We start from the raw sequence: 12,221 nt of genomic DNA on the forward strand, positions 1-12,221 counted from the left end.
ATTGCCACTATCATGTGGCTTTTTGACCGAATATTTCAAAAAATTCAAGATTTTTCCACACAACATCGCAAAATGAGGTGTCGTTGCCCAAGGTCTCGGGCATTTCAGGCACCACTCCGGCAGGAATATGCCCCACCGCAAAGCGCACATTCTCGGGTACGGCCTGCACGCGAGCATCCATACTTTGGTGCGCACAGCAGGGTCAGATCAAAACGCATGAATTAATGATCCAAGACCTTGGTGCTGACGTATTTAGGGTGAACAAATCAAAAGCAGAGTGGACATGGCGCATTTACCCGATACCAGCGATGCCTTTGAAGGCATGGTTGCGACGACTGATTTTGTACATCTTTGCAATCCCGCACACTATTCGACCCTGCCGGATGAATGGGTCTTGGGGGTCGCGGATGTTGTCAATTCCACAGCCGAGATCGCCGTCGGACGTTATAAAACGGTCAACATGGTGGGCGCTGCGGTCATCTCTGCCCAGATCAATGCCGCGCAACCTTTGCGCATTCCCTATGTGTTTGGCGGCGATGGCGCGGGATTTGTGGTGCGCCCCGAACACCGACACACAGCCGAGGCCGCCTTGCGCGCGGTGCGCAATTGGGCAGACCAAGAGTTTGGAATTAAACTGCGTATTGCGACAGTGACCGTCTCGCAAATCAGACATGCTGGTCATGACCTTCGTGTGGCACGGCTCAAGGCCAGCGATGGCGTGGATTATGCGATGTTCTCTGGCGGCGGTCTGGCATGGGCCGAGGCCGAAATGAAAGCCGGGCGATTTAAAATACCAGACGTGGACCCCATCACCCCACCAGATTTAACCGGATTGTCGTGCCGGTGGTCAAACATTGCGGCCCAAAATGGCATGGTTCTGTCCCTTGTGGTCAAACCATCCAAGACAACCTCTGAGGCGGATTTTGCCAAAGTGGCGCAAGATGTTCTTGCGGTGTCTGATCGTTTGAACAGGTCAGGCCACCCGGTACCACCGCAAGGGCCTGCGTTCCGGTTCCCCCCTGACGGGCTGACGCTCGAGGCGCATGTGTCGCGCAAAACCCGCCCGCTCTGGTGGCAAAGTGCCAAGCTGTTGTTTTCCAACGCGTTGATTTGGGGCCTGTTTATGTCCGGCATGCGGCTTGGCAATTTCGAACCCCGCCATTACCGCGAGATGACGGCCCGCAACGCCGATTATCGAAAATTTGACGATGGCCTCAAGATGACCATAGATTGTGATCTAGCGACCCGAGACGAAATTAAGGCTCTGCTGGCTCAGGCACGCGCAAAAGGGTTGGTGCACTATGGGTTGCACGAACAGGACGAGGCCATGATGACCTGTTTTGTGCCCGCCGCCACCGAAGACAGCCATGTGCATTTTGTTGACGGGGCTTCGGGGGGCTATGCCAGTGCTGCCGCCCAGATATAGCGGCCCGGCGCTTGAATTGGTTCGATTGCCTCCAGCAATTCAAATAGCTGCGCCTTACACTTTTCTAAGGCGTGTTCCCTTTCGTGCTTTGCAAAACGCAATGCTTTAGAAACACCGCTCCCCGACAACTTTGCTAACGAAGGATAGTCAGATTCATTTGTGGGATAGGGAACCCCGCACCACTCGCAAAATCCATGGCCGGTCGGACACCGCCCATTCGCATGACCAATATGCCATTTTCCAATCACGCCAGCCGCATCGCCCGCGTTCGCAAACATCTCTGCCATAGCGACGTCCCATTGCACCAGACCGTAGACACCTTTCGCTCAACGGGGCGACACCGTTTCCACTGCGAATAGCATACCGACCTGTCATGATATCCGAACGTCACAACACATCTGCAACAAAGCTCGAACGTATCGAGGTCGCGCAGATGATCAGGACGAAAAAATTTGATATGCAAGACAACGGATTTAGCCAGTTCGCTGCGCTTGCAGGATGACTGTATCTCGCGGTTGGGGTACCCTCGACCTCACTCCAATTCTGCGGCAGAGCCAGATATAGCGTTTCACTTTGCTTCTTTTTCAGCCTCTGGGTGTGAGGTTTCGAAATGACGCGGAAAGGTCGCTGCCAAATAGGCACGAATGCGGCTCTTGGCGGTTTGTCGCGAGAACTTTGCGGGATACATCAGGATATTTAGCCAGAACCCGTCGTAGAGACCTTCCAGCGTATCTGCGATGCATTCGGCCTCTACGCTGTGATACGCGCCATCCGAAATGATCTTTCGGATAAGATCGACGGAAATGTCCCAGCGCTCTGGATCGATCTCTTCCATGATGGCGCGATATCTGGCCCGACTTGCCGCTTCTCCGTAAAAGGCAAACCATACCGCGATCTTTTTCCGGTTGTTGATGCGTGCATGGTAATGCGCATCCACAATCGCCAAAAGCTTTGCCTGAGGGGTTAGATCCGCCCGTGCATAGCTCTTCTTCCACTGATCGCGGTGTTCTTCCGCAAGAAAGCGTAGCGTCTCTTCAAACAGTGTTTCTTTGTTCTTAAAGTGAAAATTCACCAAGCCCATCGACAGGCCTGCAAACCCGGTCACCGTTGTCATCGTGGTGCCCGACACCCCGTGCTTAGCGATACTTTCAATGGTCGCATCTATCAATTGTTGGCGTCGGACTTCTTTCGACGCGGTTCTCGATTTTTGCGAGGCTGCCGGCTTGCCGACCTTAGCATTTGTCATCCTGTCACCGAATTCAGTTATGTTTCGTTGCGGCCTTTTCCGAGGGCAGCTTGAGTTGAAAATGACGTCAACGGATTGGCGCATGCATCGTAGTTGAAGATCAATGCCCCCACGTACCCTTCGCACTCCGCTTTCAAAATAGGCAAATTCGCTCTTTTTGGTATTGAACACTTATTCAATGGATGGGCGGGCTTTTTTACTAAGTCAAGCCAAGGGTTGCTCAGTCCCGGTCTAAAGGGAGGCTCGGCACCTGTAACACCGCCGGTATGGGTGACCCTTCGGAAGTCTGGACACACATGCAGCCAACTCCTAAATCTGAATAGCCTTGCCACAGAGACAACCATGACCACAGAAAATTTTCCAAGCTCAGACCCGACGCACCGGCGCATGGACTTAATCGTACACATTTTCGGGCTTGTCATGATTTTGACGGCAGGTGGTGTGCTCGTCTACAAGACGGCGAATGCGTATGAAAACACCGTGGTTCTCGCGGTTGTGCTGTATGCAGTGTCGGCACTTCTGTCCAATGTGGCGTCGTGCTTTTATCATTTTATGCCTTGGCATGAACGGCGCACCCTGTTGAGACGCATCGATCACGCCGCCATATACCTGAGCATCACCGGCACATTTACCCCGTTCTTTGTGCTTGGTGGAACAACATGGACGTTCGCCCTGCTTTGGATTTGCTGGGGGCTGACCTTTGTGGCCATCTGGAACAAAGTCACCAGTGAAACCGTCAAGTCACGTTGGTCAACTGCATCATATCTTGGCTTGGGGGCGATTGGCCTAAGCGCCCTGCCCGACCTGACCAATCTACCTGTCGCAAGCCTTTGGTGCATCATCGGCGGCTCTGCCTGTTACGTCGTGGGAACCGCGTTCTATGTTCGCAAAACGATGCCCTTCCGATATGCAATTTGGCACACATGCGTCACAATCGGTGGGGCTGTGATGTTCGCGGGTGTGTGGATGGCAGTGTTCGCATAAGCAGCAGTCACCGCCCAAACACTCAGGTCAGCTGGTGACCGCTGCTACGAACAGCACATTCCGTAAAACCCGCGCTGCCAATTCCACATATTTTGCCAAGCGACGAGACATCTCGCCGATCACCCAATCGCCAAACCCGCTGTTTACTTAAGACCCGTGATGCCGCAAAGCTGTGGAGATTGTATCAAAAAAAATTGGAGAAATCGATGTCTTGGCTTCCAACGCTGCAAACCAACACCCCCGAGCAAGGGTATGAACTTGCGATCAAATTGTCGCGAATGGCGGTAAAGAAAACCCAACCTGACGACGAAACACGCAGCAGCTTACGGCATGACTATGCTAACAACGCTGACAGCCTGACAATGGCGTCCCACGTCGTCGCAACGAACTTTCAAACTGTGGCCCAAGCAAACAACTACTGGCGCGACTGAGACCGAAGCTACGGATTACAACTACCCACGAGACCGCCCCTCCAAGACAACCATCAGGGTGGAATTTATCCACCACTGATGCGGCAGTGGGACATGATCGAGCAGCTTCCCGCATGCTGTATCCACCTCCGCCGCAGACCCGCGATAAACCTGCCAAACCGGGTAATCACACTCCAAACATTGAGCTGGGCCTGAAACGGGTAGAAATGCAAAAGGCCGCTTTCAGAAGCATCTAAAAGCGGCCTTTTTCGTTATCTTGGCCAGAGATTAGATACCCGACTCGACGATCGCATTTGCCAGGATCGGAACCGTCGTTGCATTCAAGCCAGCAATGTTCAGACGGCTGTCAGACACCATATAGATCCCGTAATCGGCGCGAAGCTTTTCGACCAGATCAGGCGTTGTGCCCAATTGAGAAAACATTCCGCGATGTTGTGCAAGAAACCCGAAACGATCCGATCCCGACAGACGTTGCAATTCGCTTGCGAGTTGTTCGCGCAGGCCCAGCATCGACAATCGCGTATCTTCAAGCTCGCTGGCCCAATCCGCACGCAGAGCATCATCTGTCAAAATTGTTGTGACAACCCGCGCACCATGATCCGGCGGAAATGAAAAGTTCTGGCGGTTGAGGTGGTTCAAGTTTCCCTGTGTCACAGCGGTATTATCGGCTTTCTCAGAGATCGCCATAAACAGACCTGTACGCTCGCGATATACACCAAAGTTTTTAGAGCAGCTTGCCGCAATCAGACATTCAGGCACCGACGATGTAACCAGACGTGTGGCAGCCGCATCTTCTTCCAGACCATCTCCAAAGCCTTGATAGGCAATGTCGATCATCGGGATCAGACCTTTTTCGTTCAACAGATCAATAACGGTTTGCCATTGCGTCAAGTTCAAATTGGCACCAGTTGGGTTGTGGCAGCACCCATGCAACAGCACCACATCGCCTGCGCTTGCTTCTGACAGGTCCTCGAGCATGCCATCAAAGTCCACGCCGCGCGTCTCGCTGTCAAAGTACCGATACGTTGTGTTCTGAATGTTCAGATAGTTCAGAATGCTCACGTGGTTTGGCCATGTCGGGTTAGACACCCATACCTTTGCATTCGGGTTTGTGTTGCGGATCAACTCGAACGCCTGACGCACAGCACCAGTGCCGCCAGGAGTTGCAGCAGCCGCAATGCGGTCTCTGGACACGGCGTCGCTCAAGATCAGGCTGATCATCGCATCAGAATACGCGGGATCGCCAGCCAGACCGACATAAGCCTTACTTGTCTGCTCTTCGACCAAGCGACGCTCGGCTGCTTTTACAGCCCGCATAACAGGCGTCACGCCCTGTGCATTTTTATAAACGCCAACACCCAAATCAATTTTGGTAGGGCGCGGATCTTCGCGATACATCGCCATCAGGGCAAGGATTTTGTCTGCTGGTTGTGCTTTGAGGTTGCTAAGCATCATGCTTCTCCGGTTGCAACTGGGACAGTGGGGAATGCTCCCCATTCGGTCCATGATCCGTCATAAACAGCGTGGTCGGTCTTGCCGAAACGCTCCATGGCGAGACTTAGGATACAGGCCGTAACACCTGATCCACAGGATGTGATGGCAGGCTTGGAAAGATCCACGTTCGCGTCCTCAAAAACGGCTTTGAGGTCAGCAGGATCTTTCATCGTGCCGTCATCGTGAAACAAAGTCGCAAAGGGCACATTCTTAGAACCAGGAATATGCCCTGATCTTAAACCTTCGCGAGGTTCAGGCTCGTCGCCACGAAACCGTCCTGACGATCGTGCATCGATGATCTCGAAGTCTCCCAGTTTGGAGGCACTTGCCACTTGTGTCACATCTTTGACCATCTGATTTTGACGGCGCACCGTCATGTGCCGATCTCGGATCATCGGAGGCATGTCCTCGATGTCGCGGTTCTCGGCGCGCCACTTGGGCAGCCCGCCATCTAGCACCGCCACATCAGTCTGCCCCATCAAACGGAACATCCACCAGACACGCGCTGCGGACATCAGCCCGGCACCATCATAGATGACCACTTGGTGCCCATCACCAACGCCAAGAGCCCGCAATCGCGACATAAACTTCTCAACCGGAGGAACCATATGCGGCAAGTCAGAACGCAGATCGGAAATTTCGTCGATGTCAAAAAAACGTGCGCCGGGAATATGTGCGGCATCGTATTCTGCTTTGGGGTCCCGATTTTGCGCTGGCATGTACCAAGAACCGTCCAGAATACGCAAATCCGGATCTTTTAAATGCGCGGCAAGCCATTCAGTTGAGACAAGTGTCTTTGGATTATCCAGCATCGTAAGAACCCCCTTTTTGTCAGTCACCTGACTACTATTGGTGTGATTCAGAAGCAAGGGGCGCAAACAGACTTGCGGCCAATCCGTGTCCTAATCGCCGTGCCGCAACAGCCGTTGCTTTTGACGTCCCCAATCGCGCTTGGCATCACTGGCCCGCTTGTCATGAAGCTTCTTGCCTTTGGCGATCCCAATCTTGAGTTTGACCAAACCCTTGTGGTTGAAATACATCACCAATGGCACAAGGGTCATGCCCTTGCGTTGCGTATCACTCCAAAGATTAGACAACTCTTTGCGGCTGACCAACAACTTGCGTCGGCGCCTTTCTTCGTGGCTGAACATGGCGCGATTATAGGGTGATATATAGCTGTTCACCAACCAGAGCTCGCCATCTTCGACTGCGGCATAGCTTTCTGCGATATTTGCAGAGTTCTCGCGCAGAGACTTGACCTCTGATCCCTCAAGGAGAATCCCGCACTCGAGATCATCTTCGATTGCGTAGTCAAACCGTGCCCGCCGATTTTCGGCGATCACCTTATAGTTCGGATCGGATTTAGATTTATTAGCCATAGTCGGGCATGACTACATTGGCTTTGGTTTGGTGTCCATGGCCCGCATAGGCAAACCAACGTGGTCTCTCGACACATTTGCCGTCAGGTGACACACATGAAAGCAGCCGCAAGATATCTCTTGCGGCTGCTTGTCTGCTATGCGAGCCGAAACGGACTCGGCGCGATATTTCTCTGACGGATCAGCCCTTGCCCTTCCAAGGCACCAAGACACGTTCGGCCCAGCGCATCAGCATATCGATACCAAAGCCGATAATCCCAATCAGGATAATCCCCATGATGACGATATCCGTCAGCTGAAATTTGGACGCCACCATGATCATCATACCGGTGCCTTGCGACGCCGCCACAAGTTCGGCAGCAACAACCGTGCCCCAGCAGACGCCCATCGCGACCCGCGCGCCAGTAAAGATTTCCGGCAACGAATTGGGCACAATGACATAACGCATGATCTGGCGTTTGCTTGCCCCCAAAGAATACGCCGCATGAACCTTGGAAATACTGACGCCTGAAACCCCGGATCGGGCGGCGATCGCCATAATCCACAGCGCCGCAAGAAAGAGCAGGATGATTTTACCTGCCTCTCCGATCCCAGCCCAAATTATGACGAGGGGAATCAATGCCAGTGGCGGCACCGGACGCATGAACTCCACAATCGGATCAAACCAACCACGGAACCAATTACTCAGCCCCATGGCATACCCCAGAGGAATCCCCACAAGCGCACCACACAAGAAGCCAAGAATCACGCGAAACAGCGAATACCCCAGATGCTCGAGCAAGGTTGACCCCTGATACCCGTCACTGGCAATCTCAATAAATCGCGTCCATACGTCCTCCGGAGGCGGGAGCCAGATTGGCTCCATCTGGATGCCCTTGGTCGGAGATACGCTCAGCGCCCCTTTGTCTGTGAACGTGATTGTGGCGTTTTCGACTCTGATCTCGGGTTTTTCGTCAACCAGATTTCCATTGTCATCACGACGTTTGTGATCGAAATTTACGGGCTGACCGTCAACCTCGACGATGCGTGCGCCCGCCTTACGTTTGGCGGTATCGTTCACATCCCAACGTACCTGTCCACTTCGATATTTGCGGATCAGGACTGTATCGTTCAGCGCCGCCCCAGTTCCCTCATCGACTTCTTGCGGCATGGCATCAGCATCTGGTTGTGCCACCCGCCAGTACACGGTGGATGAATCCTTGGTGCCATCTGGCGCTTGAACGACCACATCAAATTGCCCATCCCCAACATAAGGGCCCGGCATATGCAGGAAAGAAGGCACAATAACAGACCCGGTAAATGTTCCCCACATGAAGAAGATCGTGACGATCGAAATAATCGAAGCCGTCCGGTTCGAGCGCACCGCGCTTTCATCCCCAAACGTTACGGTTTTCAGAGAGGTGTAATCACGGATGGCTGTGCGATGCCGAATGAACCGCACCACGTAAAACGATCCGATAAATATGCCTGCATAGAGTAGAAACGGGATCAACGATGTCATTGTGCGTCCTCCGTACGGCCCATGATCTCTTCTTCCATATCCCAAATCATACCCAGAATTTCCTCTCGCCGTTCAGCGAACTCGGGATGTTTTTTGACGTCTCGAAGATCTTGGCCAACGCCCATATCCGCGAATGGCAGCTCATATTCCTTGTGGATCCGCCCGGGGCGAGGTGCCATCACGATCAGGCGTTCCCCCAACAATAATGCTTCTTCCACCGAATGGGTGATCAGAATAATTGTCTTTCCGGTTTCCTTCCAAAGCTTAAGAACCAAACTTTGCATCTTTTCTCGCGTTAACGCATCCAGAGCGCCCAGAGGTTCATCCATCAAGATCACATCAGGGTCATTGGCCAAACACCGCGCAAGCGAAACACGTTGCTGCATGCCGCCCGACAACTCGTATACCGCCTTTTCTTTAAAGTCCTGCAAGCCAACCACATCCAGCAGATGATCCACAATCTCGGCTTTTTCTTCTTTGGGCATCCCCTTCATCGAGGGGCCAAAGCCGACGTTTTCCCGCACGCTCATCCATTCAAAAAGAGCGCCCTGCTGAAACACCATGCCCCGTTCGGCATCGGGCCCAAGCACAGTATGGCCGTTCATCACAATCTGGCCCTCTGTCGGAGCCAAAAAACCCGCCAAGATGTTGAGCAAGGTGGTCTTACCACACCCAGAAGGTCCCAAAACACTTAGCAATTCGCCTTCTTTAAGATGCAGGCTCACATCCTTGAGTGCCTGAACCGCGCCACCGTCGGGCAGGTCAAACCTCATTGAGATACTCTCGATCGACAGTCCTGACATGGTCCGCCTTTCAATTTCAGTGGAAAATGTGGCGAGCCTTGTGATCCAAGGCCCGCCCTAAGATGGTATTGAGGCTATGCGCCTCAGTACACTTTTACATGCCTTTGGCAGCAGCCAGCGGCGCAGTGTTCACAGATGCAGCATAGCTATCCAATGCGCCATCAATGCTCCCGGCAGCCACAAATACGTCGGCCACACCTTTCATAAAGACAGCCGCGCCGCCACCAAGCCACTTGTCATCAAGTTGCTCATCAATTGATGGGAACGAGAACGTCATCAGAGACGATTTCGCGTCCTCTTCACTCATGCCGGCGTCTTTCGCAATGACGGGCAACATCTCTGCCATGTGATCTCCGCTGTTCCACATCGCATTTGCGTCGGCTGTAACCTTGAGAAACTTTGCAAGCATATCACCTTCTTCAGCGACAAAGTTCGCAGGAGCGGCAGTCACGTCAAATACCAAAATTCCCAGCGCTTCCTTTTCCGCACCAGTCAGCAGGACATTCCCGTGTTCTTTCATACGGCGCAGACCACCGCCCCAGCCACACGACATATCGACCGATCCCTGCGCAAGCGCTGCCGCGCCTTCAGCTGGGGCCATGTCGACAACATCAAGACCTCCGATGTCTACGCCAAAATGGTTCATTTGGCTTAGGAAGCCATAGTGTGCAGCGGTTCCCAACGGCACTGCAACTTTCTTACCGGCGAGTTCGCTGGCACTGTCTTTGTCAATTTCCAGTGCGCTGGCAACAACGCAGTTGTCATTTTCGGAATAGCTCACTGCGACATCGACCGTTTGGATGTCTTGCCCTGCAGACGTCGCAACAACGAAGGGTGGAACACCTTGGCTAACCGCAATTTGAACATCGCCCGAGGCCATTGCCGCGCTCATCGCAGTGCCCGTGTCAAAGCTGACCCAGTTGATCGCGACGCCAAGTTCTTTCTCATAGGTACCCATGGCTTTGGCGTATTGGAATGGCATTGGCCACTCTAGAAAGTAGGCGACCGTAAGATCTTCTGCCATTGCGGCTTGCGCGCCGCTTAGCAAGGCAATCGCTGCAACCGCACCAGTCAACTTTCGTTTGATAGGCATATATTTTCTCCCGTGTTGATCTGCACTCTTTGTGCATTTGTATCCGCCGGGCACTTGCGCCTCTTGCGGATTTGGACAGGGTTCGCGCCCCGACGCATTCAATCCGACGGGAAAATACATCACCGATCAACAACTATTTCACCTCAGACCCTTCTTTTGCTGTCGCCCTCCAACAGCCCACACCTTGGAACACCGACCCCTACCAACTTAAAAACAATGAATTTTCCACGAGATTTTCACAAAAATGCTCACGGTAAAAAAAACTCGCTGGACTTATACATCAATAGCTCTGGCCCTATTGAATTGATGCAAAATCCAGCGAGGATGCCATCAGGATATACCGGATTCTTCCGGCCCATTTATGTTTCCCGAAAAGTAGGAAACTCCACTCACATAATACGAGGTGCACCGATGGACGGCAACTTCAACGACAACGATCTGGACAAGGTCGTCTCCGCAGACAAAGCCCACGTATGGCATCACCTAACTCAGCATAAACCTTTTGAGACCAGCGACCCGCGCGTCATTATCGAAGGCAAAGATATGCGCGTTTGGGATCAAAACGGAAAAGAATACATCGACTCAGTCTCTGGCGGTGTATGGACTGTAAACGTAGGGTATGGGCGCGAGTCTATTGCCAAAGCTGTACATGACCAATTGATGAAACTTTGCTACTTTGCGCAATCTGCTGGATCTATTCCCGGATCGCTGTTCGCGGAAAAGCTGATTTCAAAGATGCCGGGCATGAGCCGCGTCTACTATACCAACTCGGGTTCTGAGGCTAACGAGAAGGTTTTCAAGCTTGTCCGCCAAATTTCCCACAAGAAGTATGACGGCAAGAAATACAAGATTCTGTTCCGGGACCGTGACTATCATGGTGGAACTCTTGCCACGATGTCTGCTGGCGGCCAAGACGAGCGGGTGATGCAATATGGTCCACTGGCTCCGGGCTTTGTACGTGTCCCGCATTGCATGGAATATCGCAAACACGAACTGGGTCTTGAGCATCTTTCCGGAGCCGAGTTCGGGCGGGCCGCCGCAGATTTGATCGAAGACGTCATCCTCAAGGAAGGTCCTGAGACAGTAGGACTTCTTTGCCTTGAACCTGTCACCGCGGGTGGCGGCGTCATCACTCCCCCAGAAGGATATTGGGAGCGCGTGCAGGAAATTTGTAAGAAATACGATATTCTGCTTCACATTGACGAAGTTGTTTGTGGCGTCGGGCGCACAGGAACCAAATGGTTTGGATATCAGCACTATGATATCAAACCCGATTTTGTGACCATGGCAAAAGGCGTTGCCTCGGGCTATGCCGCGATTGCCTGTATGGTTGCCACAGAAGAAGTGTTCGATTTGTTCAAAGACAATCCGGATGACAAGCTGAACCACTTCCGTGACATCTCTACGTTTGGTGGATGTACTGCAGGACCTGCGGCCGCGCTTGAAAACATGCGCATCATCGAAGACGAAGGCCTGCTAGAGAACTGCACCGCAATGGGGGACCGCATGAAAGCGAATCTCGATGCGTTGATGGAAAAGCATGGCGTCATTGGCGATGTGCGTGGCAAAGGTCTGTTCCTTGGTGCAGAGCTTGTGAAAGATCGCGACACCAAAGAACCTGTAGCGGAAAAAGATGTGATGGCTGTTGTGGCCGATTGTGGCGCGCAAGGCGTCATTATCGGGGCAGCCAACCGTTCCATTCCAGACCGCAACAACGTCTTGTGTTTCTCGCCTGCGCTGATCGCCACAGCAGACGACATCGACGCGATCACAGATGCCGTTGACCGCGCGCTGACCAAGGTCTTTGGCTGATTTCAGCCCCAAAAATCCCCTACCGTGCTCGCGCCGTTGGCGCGGGCACTGC

The 12,221-nt window shown here is 53.0% G+C and carries 13 protein-coding genes; 4 read left to right on the forward strand and 9 right to left on the reverse strand.

All coding sequences use genetic code 11. The features are described from left to right. Nucleotides 1-10: 10 nt before the first annotated feature. Entirely contained in the window at nt 11-169 is a 159-nt protein-coding gene (locus FAP39_RS17545; protein WP_171006834.1) for a hypothetical protein, read from the reverse strand. A gap of 114 nt (nt 170-283) precedes the next feature. On the opposite strand from FAP39_RS17545, the gene FAP39_RS11000 reads away from it, so the two are divergent. After that, the gene (locus tag FAP39_RS11000) at nt 284-1,426 is read left to right on the forward strand and encodes a DUF3095 domain-containing protein (protein ID WP_246059088.1); all 1,143 of its coding nucleotides are present in this window, start codon (nt 284-286) and stop codon (nt 1,424-1,426) included. On the opposite strand, the gene FAP39_RS11005 is transcribed toward FAP39_RS11000, so the two are convergent. After that, nucleotides 1,399-1,713 carry a hypothetical protein gene (locus tag FAP39_RS11005; protein WP_138016450.1) on the reverse strand — a complete coding sequence of 105 codons (315 nt, stop codon included), beginning with the start codon at nt 1,711-1,713 and terminating at the stop codon, nt 1,399-1,401. The two genes, FAP39_RS11000 and FAP39_RS11005, sit on opposite strands and share 28 nt — an antisense overlap. Nucleotides 1,714-1,994: 281 nt before the next feature. Continuing rightward, complete coding sequence (locus FAP39_RS11010; protein WP_138016451.1) at nt 1,995-2,672, reverse strand: TetR family transcriptional regulator C-terminal domain-containing protein; 678 nt, start codon at nt 2,670-2,672, stop codon at nt 1,995-1,997. Nucleotides 2,673-3,014: 342 nt separating this feature from the next. Between FAP39_RS11010 and trhA the strand changes: the two genes are divergently transcribed. Together trhA and FAP39_RS11020 are read left to right on the forward strand one after the other, a co-directional pair. Next, a complete protein-coding gene (trhA, locus tag FAP39_RS11015) occupies nt 3,015-3,656 on the forward strand; it encodes a PAQR family membrane homeostasis protein TrhA (RefSeq protein ID WP_138016452.1) in 642 nt (213 codons plus the stop codon). 206 nt (nt 3,657-3,862) lie between these two features. Continuing rightward, nucleotides 3,863-4,087 (forward strand): hexameric tyrosine-coordinated heme protein, encoded by a 225-nt coding sequence (locus FAP39_RS11020; RefSeq protein ID WP_138016453.1) that lies wholly within the window; start codon nt 3,863-3,865, stop codon nt 4,085-4,087. Between the two features lie 267 nt (nt 4,088-4,354). Here the strand turns inward: FAP39_RS11020 and FAP39_RS11025 are convergent, their stop codons facing one another. The 6 genes from FAP39_RS11025 to FAP39_RS11050 all read right to left on the reverse strand — a co-directional run bounded on the left by FAP39_RS11025 (nt 4,355) and on the right by FAP39_RS11050 (nt 10,357). After that, nucleotides 4,355-5,539 carry an amino acid aminotransferase gene (locus FAP39_RS11025; protein WP_138016454.1) on the reverse strand — a complete coding sequence of 395 codons (1,185 nt, stop codon included), beginning with the start codon at nt 5,537-5,539 and terminating at the stop codon, nt 4,355-4,357. Next, nucleotides 5,539-6,393, reverse strand: coding sequence for a 3-mercaptopyruvate sulfurtransferase (gene sseA, locus FAP39_RS11030; RefSeq protein ID WP_138016455.1), 855 nt, complete (start codon nt 6,391-6,393; stop codon nt 5,539-5,541). Before sseA ends, FAP39_RS11025 begins: the two co-directional genes overlap by 1 nt. Nucleotides 6,394-6,483: 90 nt before the next feature. After that, on the reverse strand, nt 6,484-6,960 hold the full coding sequence (gene smpB / locus FAP39_RS11035; protein WP_138016456.1) for an SsrA-binding protein SmpB: 477 nt from the start codon (nt 6,958-6,960) through the stop codon (nt 6,484-6,486). Between the two features lie 181 nt (nt 6,961-7,141). Further along, nucleotides 7,142-8,452 (reverse strand): ABC transporter permease, encoded by a 1,311-nt coding sequence (locus FAP39_RS11040; RefSeq protein WP_138016510.1) that lies wholly within the window; start codon nt 8,450-8,452, stop codon nt 7,142-7,144. Nucleotides 8,453-8,457: 5 nt separating this feature from the next. Continuing rightward, on the reverse strand, nt 8,458-9,264 hold the full coding sequence (locus tag FAP39_RS11045; protein ID WP_138016457.1) for a taurine ABC transporter ATP-binding protein: 807 nt from the start codon (nt 9,262-9,264) through the stop codon (nt 8,458-8,460). A 94-nt stretch (nt 9,265-9,358) separates the two neighbouring features. After that, a complete protein-coding gene (locus tag FAP39_RS11050; protein ID WP_138016458.1) occupies nt 9,359-10,357 on the reverse strand; it encodes a taurine ABC transporter substrate-binding protein in 999 nt (332 codons plus the stop codon). A 411-nt stretch (nt 10,358-10,768) separates the two neighbouring features. Between FAP39_RS11050 and FAP39_RS11055 the strand changes: the two genes are divergently transcribed. Continuing rightward, nucleotides 10,769-12,169, forward strand: coding sequence for an aminotransferase family protein (locus FAP39_RS11055; protein ID WP_138016459.1), 1,401 nt, complete (start codon nt 10,769-10,771; stop codon nt 12,167-12,169). Nucleotides 12,170-12,221 lie beyond the last annotated feature (52 nt).

The sequence above is a fragment of the Shimia litoralis genome (genome assembly GCF_005518135.1).
Classification (GTDB): domain Bacteria; phylum Pseudomonadota; class Alphaproteobacteria; order Rhodobacterales; family Rhodobacteraceae; genus Shimia_E; species Shimia_E litoralis.

What these genes read in the sequence shown, in the direction of transcription:
- FAP39_RS11025 (WP_138016454.1), bottom strand. Translation starts at nt 5,539, where the DNA reads ATGCTTAGCAACCTCAAAGCACAACCAGCAGACAAAATCCTTGCCCTG.
- trhA (WP_138016452.1), top strand. Translation starts at nt 3,015, where the DNA reads ATGACCACAGAAAATTTTCCAAGCTCAGACCCGACGCACCGGCGCATG.
- sseA (WP_138016455.1), bottom strand. Translation starts at nt 6,393, where the DNA reads ATGCTGGATAATCCAAAGACACTTGTCTCAACTGAATGGCTTGCCGCG.
- smpB (WP_138016456.1), bottom strand. Translation starts at nt 6,960, where the DNA reads ATGGCTAATAAATCTAAATCCGATCCGAACTATAAGGTGATCGCCGAA.
- FAP39_RS11000 (WP_246059088.1), top strand. Translation starts at nt 284, where the DNA reads ATGGCGCATTTACCCGATACCAGCGATGCCTTTGAAGGCATGGTTGCG.
- FAP39_RS11055 (WP_138016459.1), top strand. Translation starts at nt 10,769, where the DNA reads ATGGACGGCAACTTCAACGACAACGATCTGGACAAGGTCGTCTCCGCA.
- FAP39_RS11010 (WP_138016451.1), bottom strand. Translation starts at nt 2,672, where the DNA reads ATGACAAATGCTAAGGTCGGCAAGCCGGCAGCCTCGCAAAAATCGAGA.
- FAP39_RS11045 (WP_138016457.1), bottom strand. Translation starts at nt 9,264, where the DNA reads ATGTCAGGACTGTCGATCGAGAGTATCTCAATGAGGTTTGACCTGCCC.
- FAP39_RS11050 (WP_138016458.1), bottom strand. Translation starts at nt 10,357, where the DNA reads ATGCCTATCAAACGAAAGTTGACTGGTGCGGTTGCAGCGATTGCCTTG.
- FAP39_RS11020 (WP_138016453.1), top strand. Translation starts at nt 3,863, where the DNA reads ATGTCTTGGCTTCCAACGCTGCAAACCAACACCCCCGAGCAAGGGTAT.
- FAP39_RS11005 (WP_138016450.1), bottom strand. Translation starts at nt 1,713, where the DNA reads ATGGCAGAGATGTTTGCGAACGCGGGCGATGCGGCTGGCGTGATTGGA.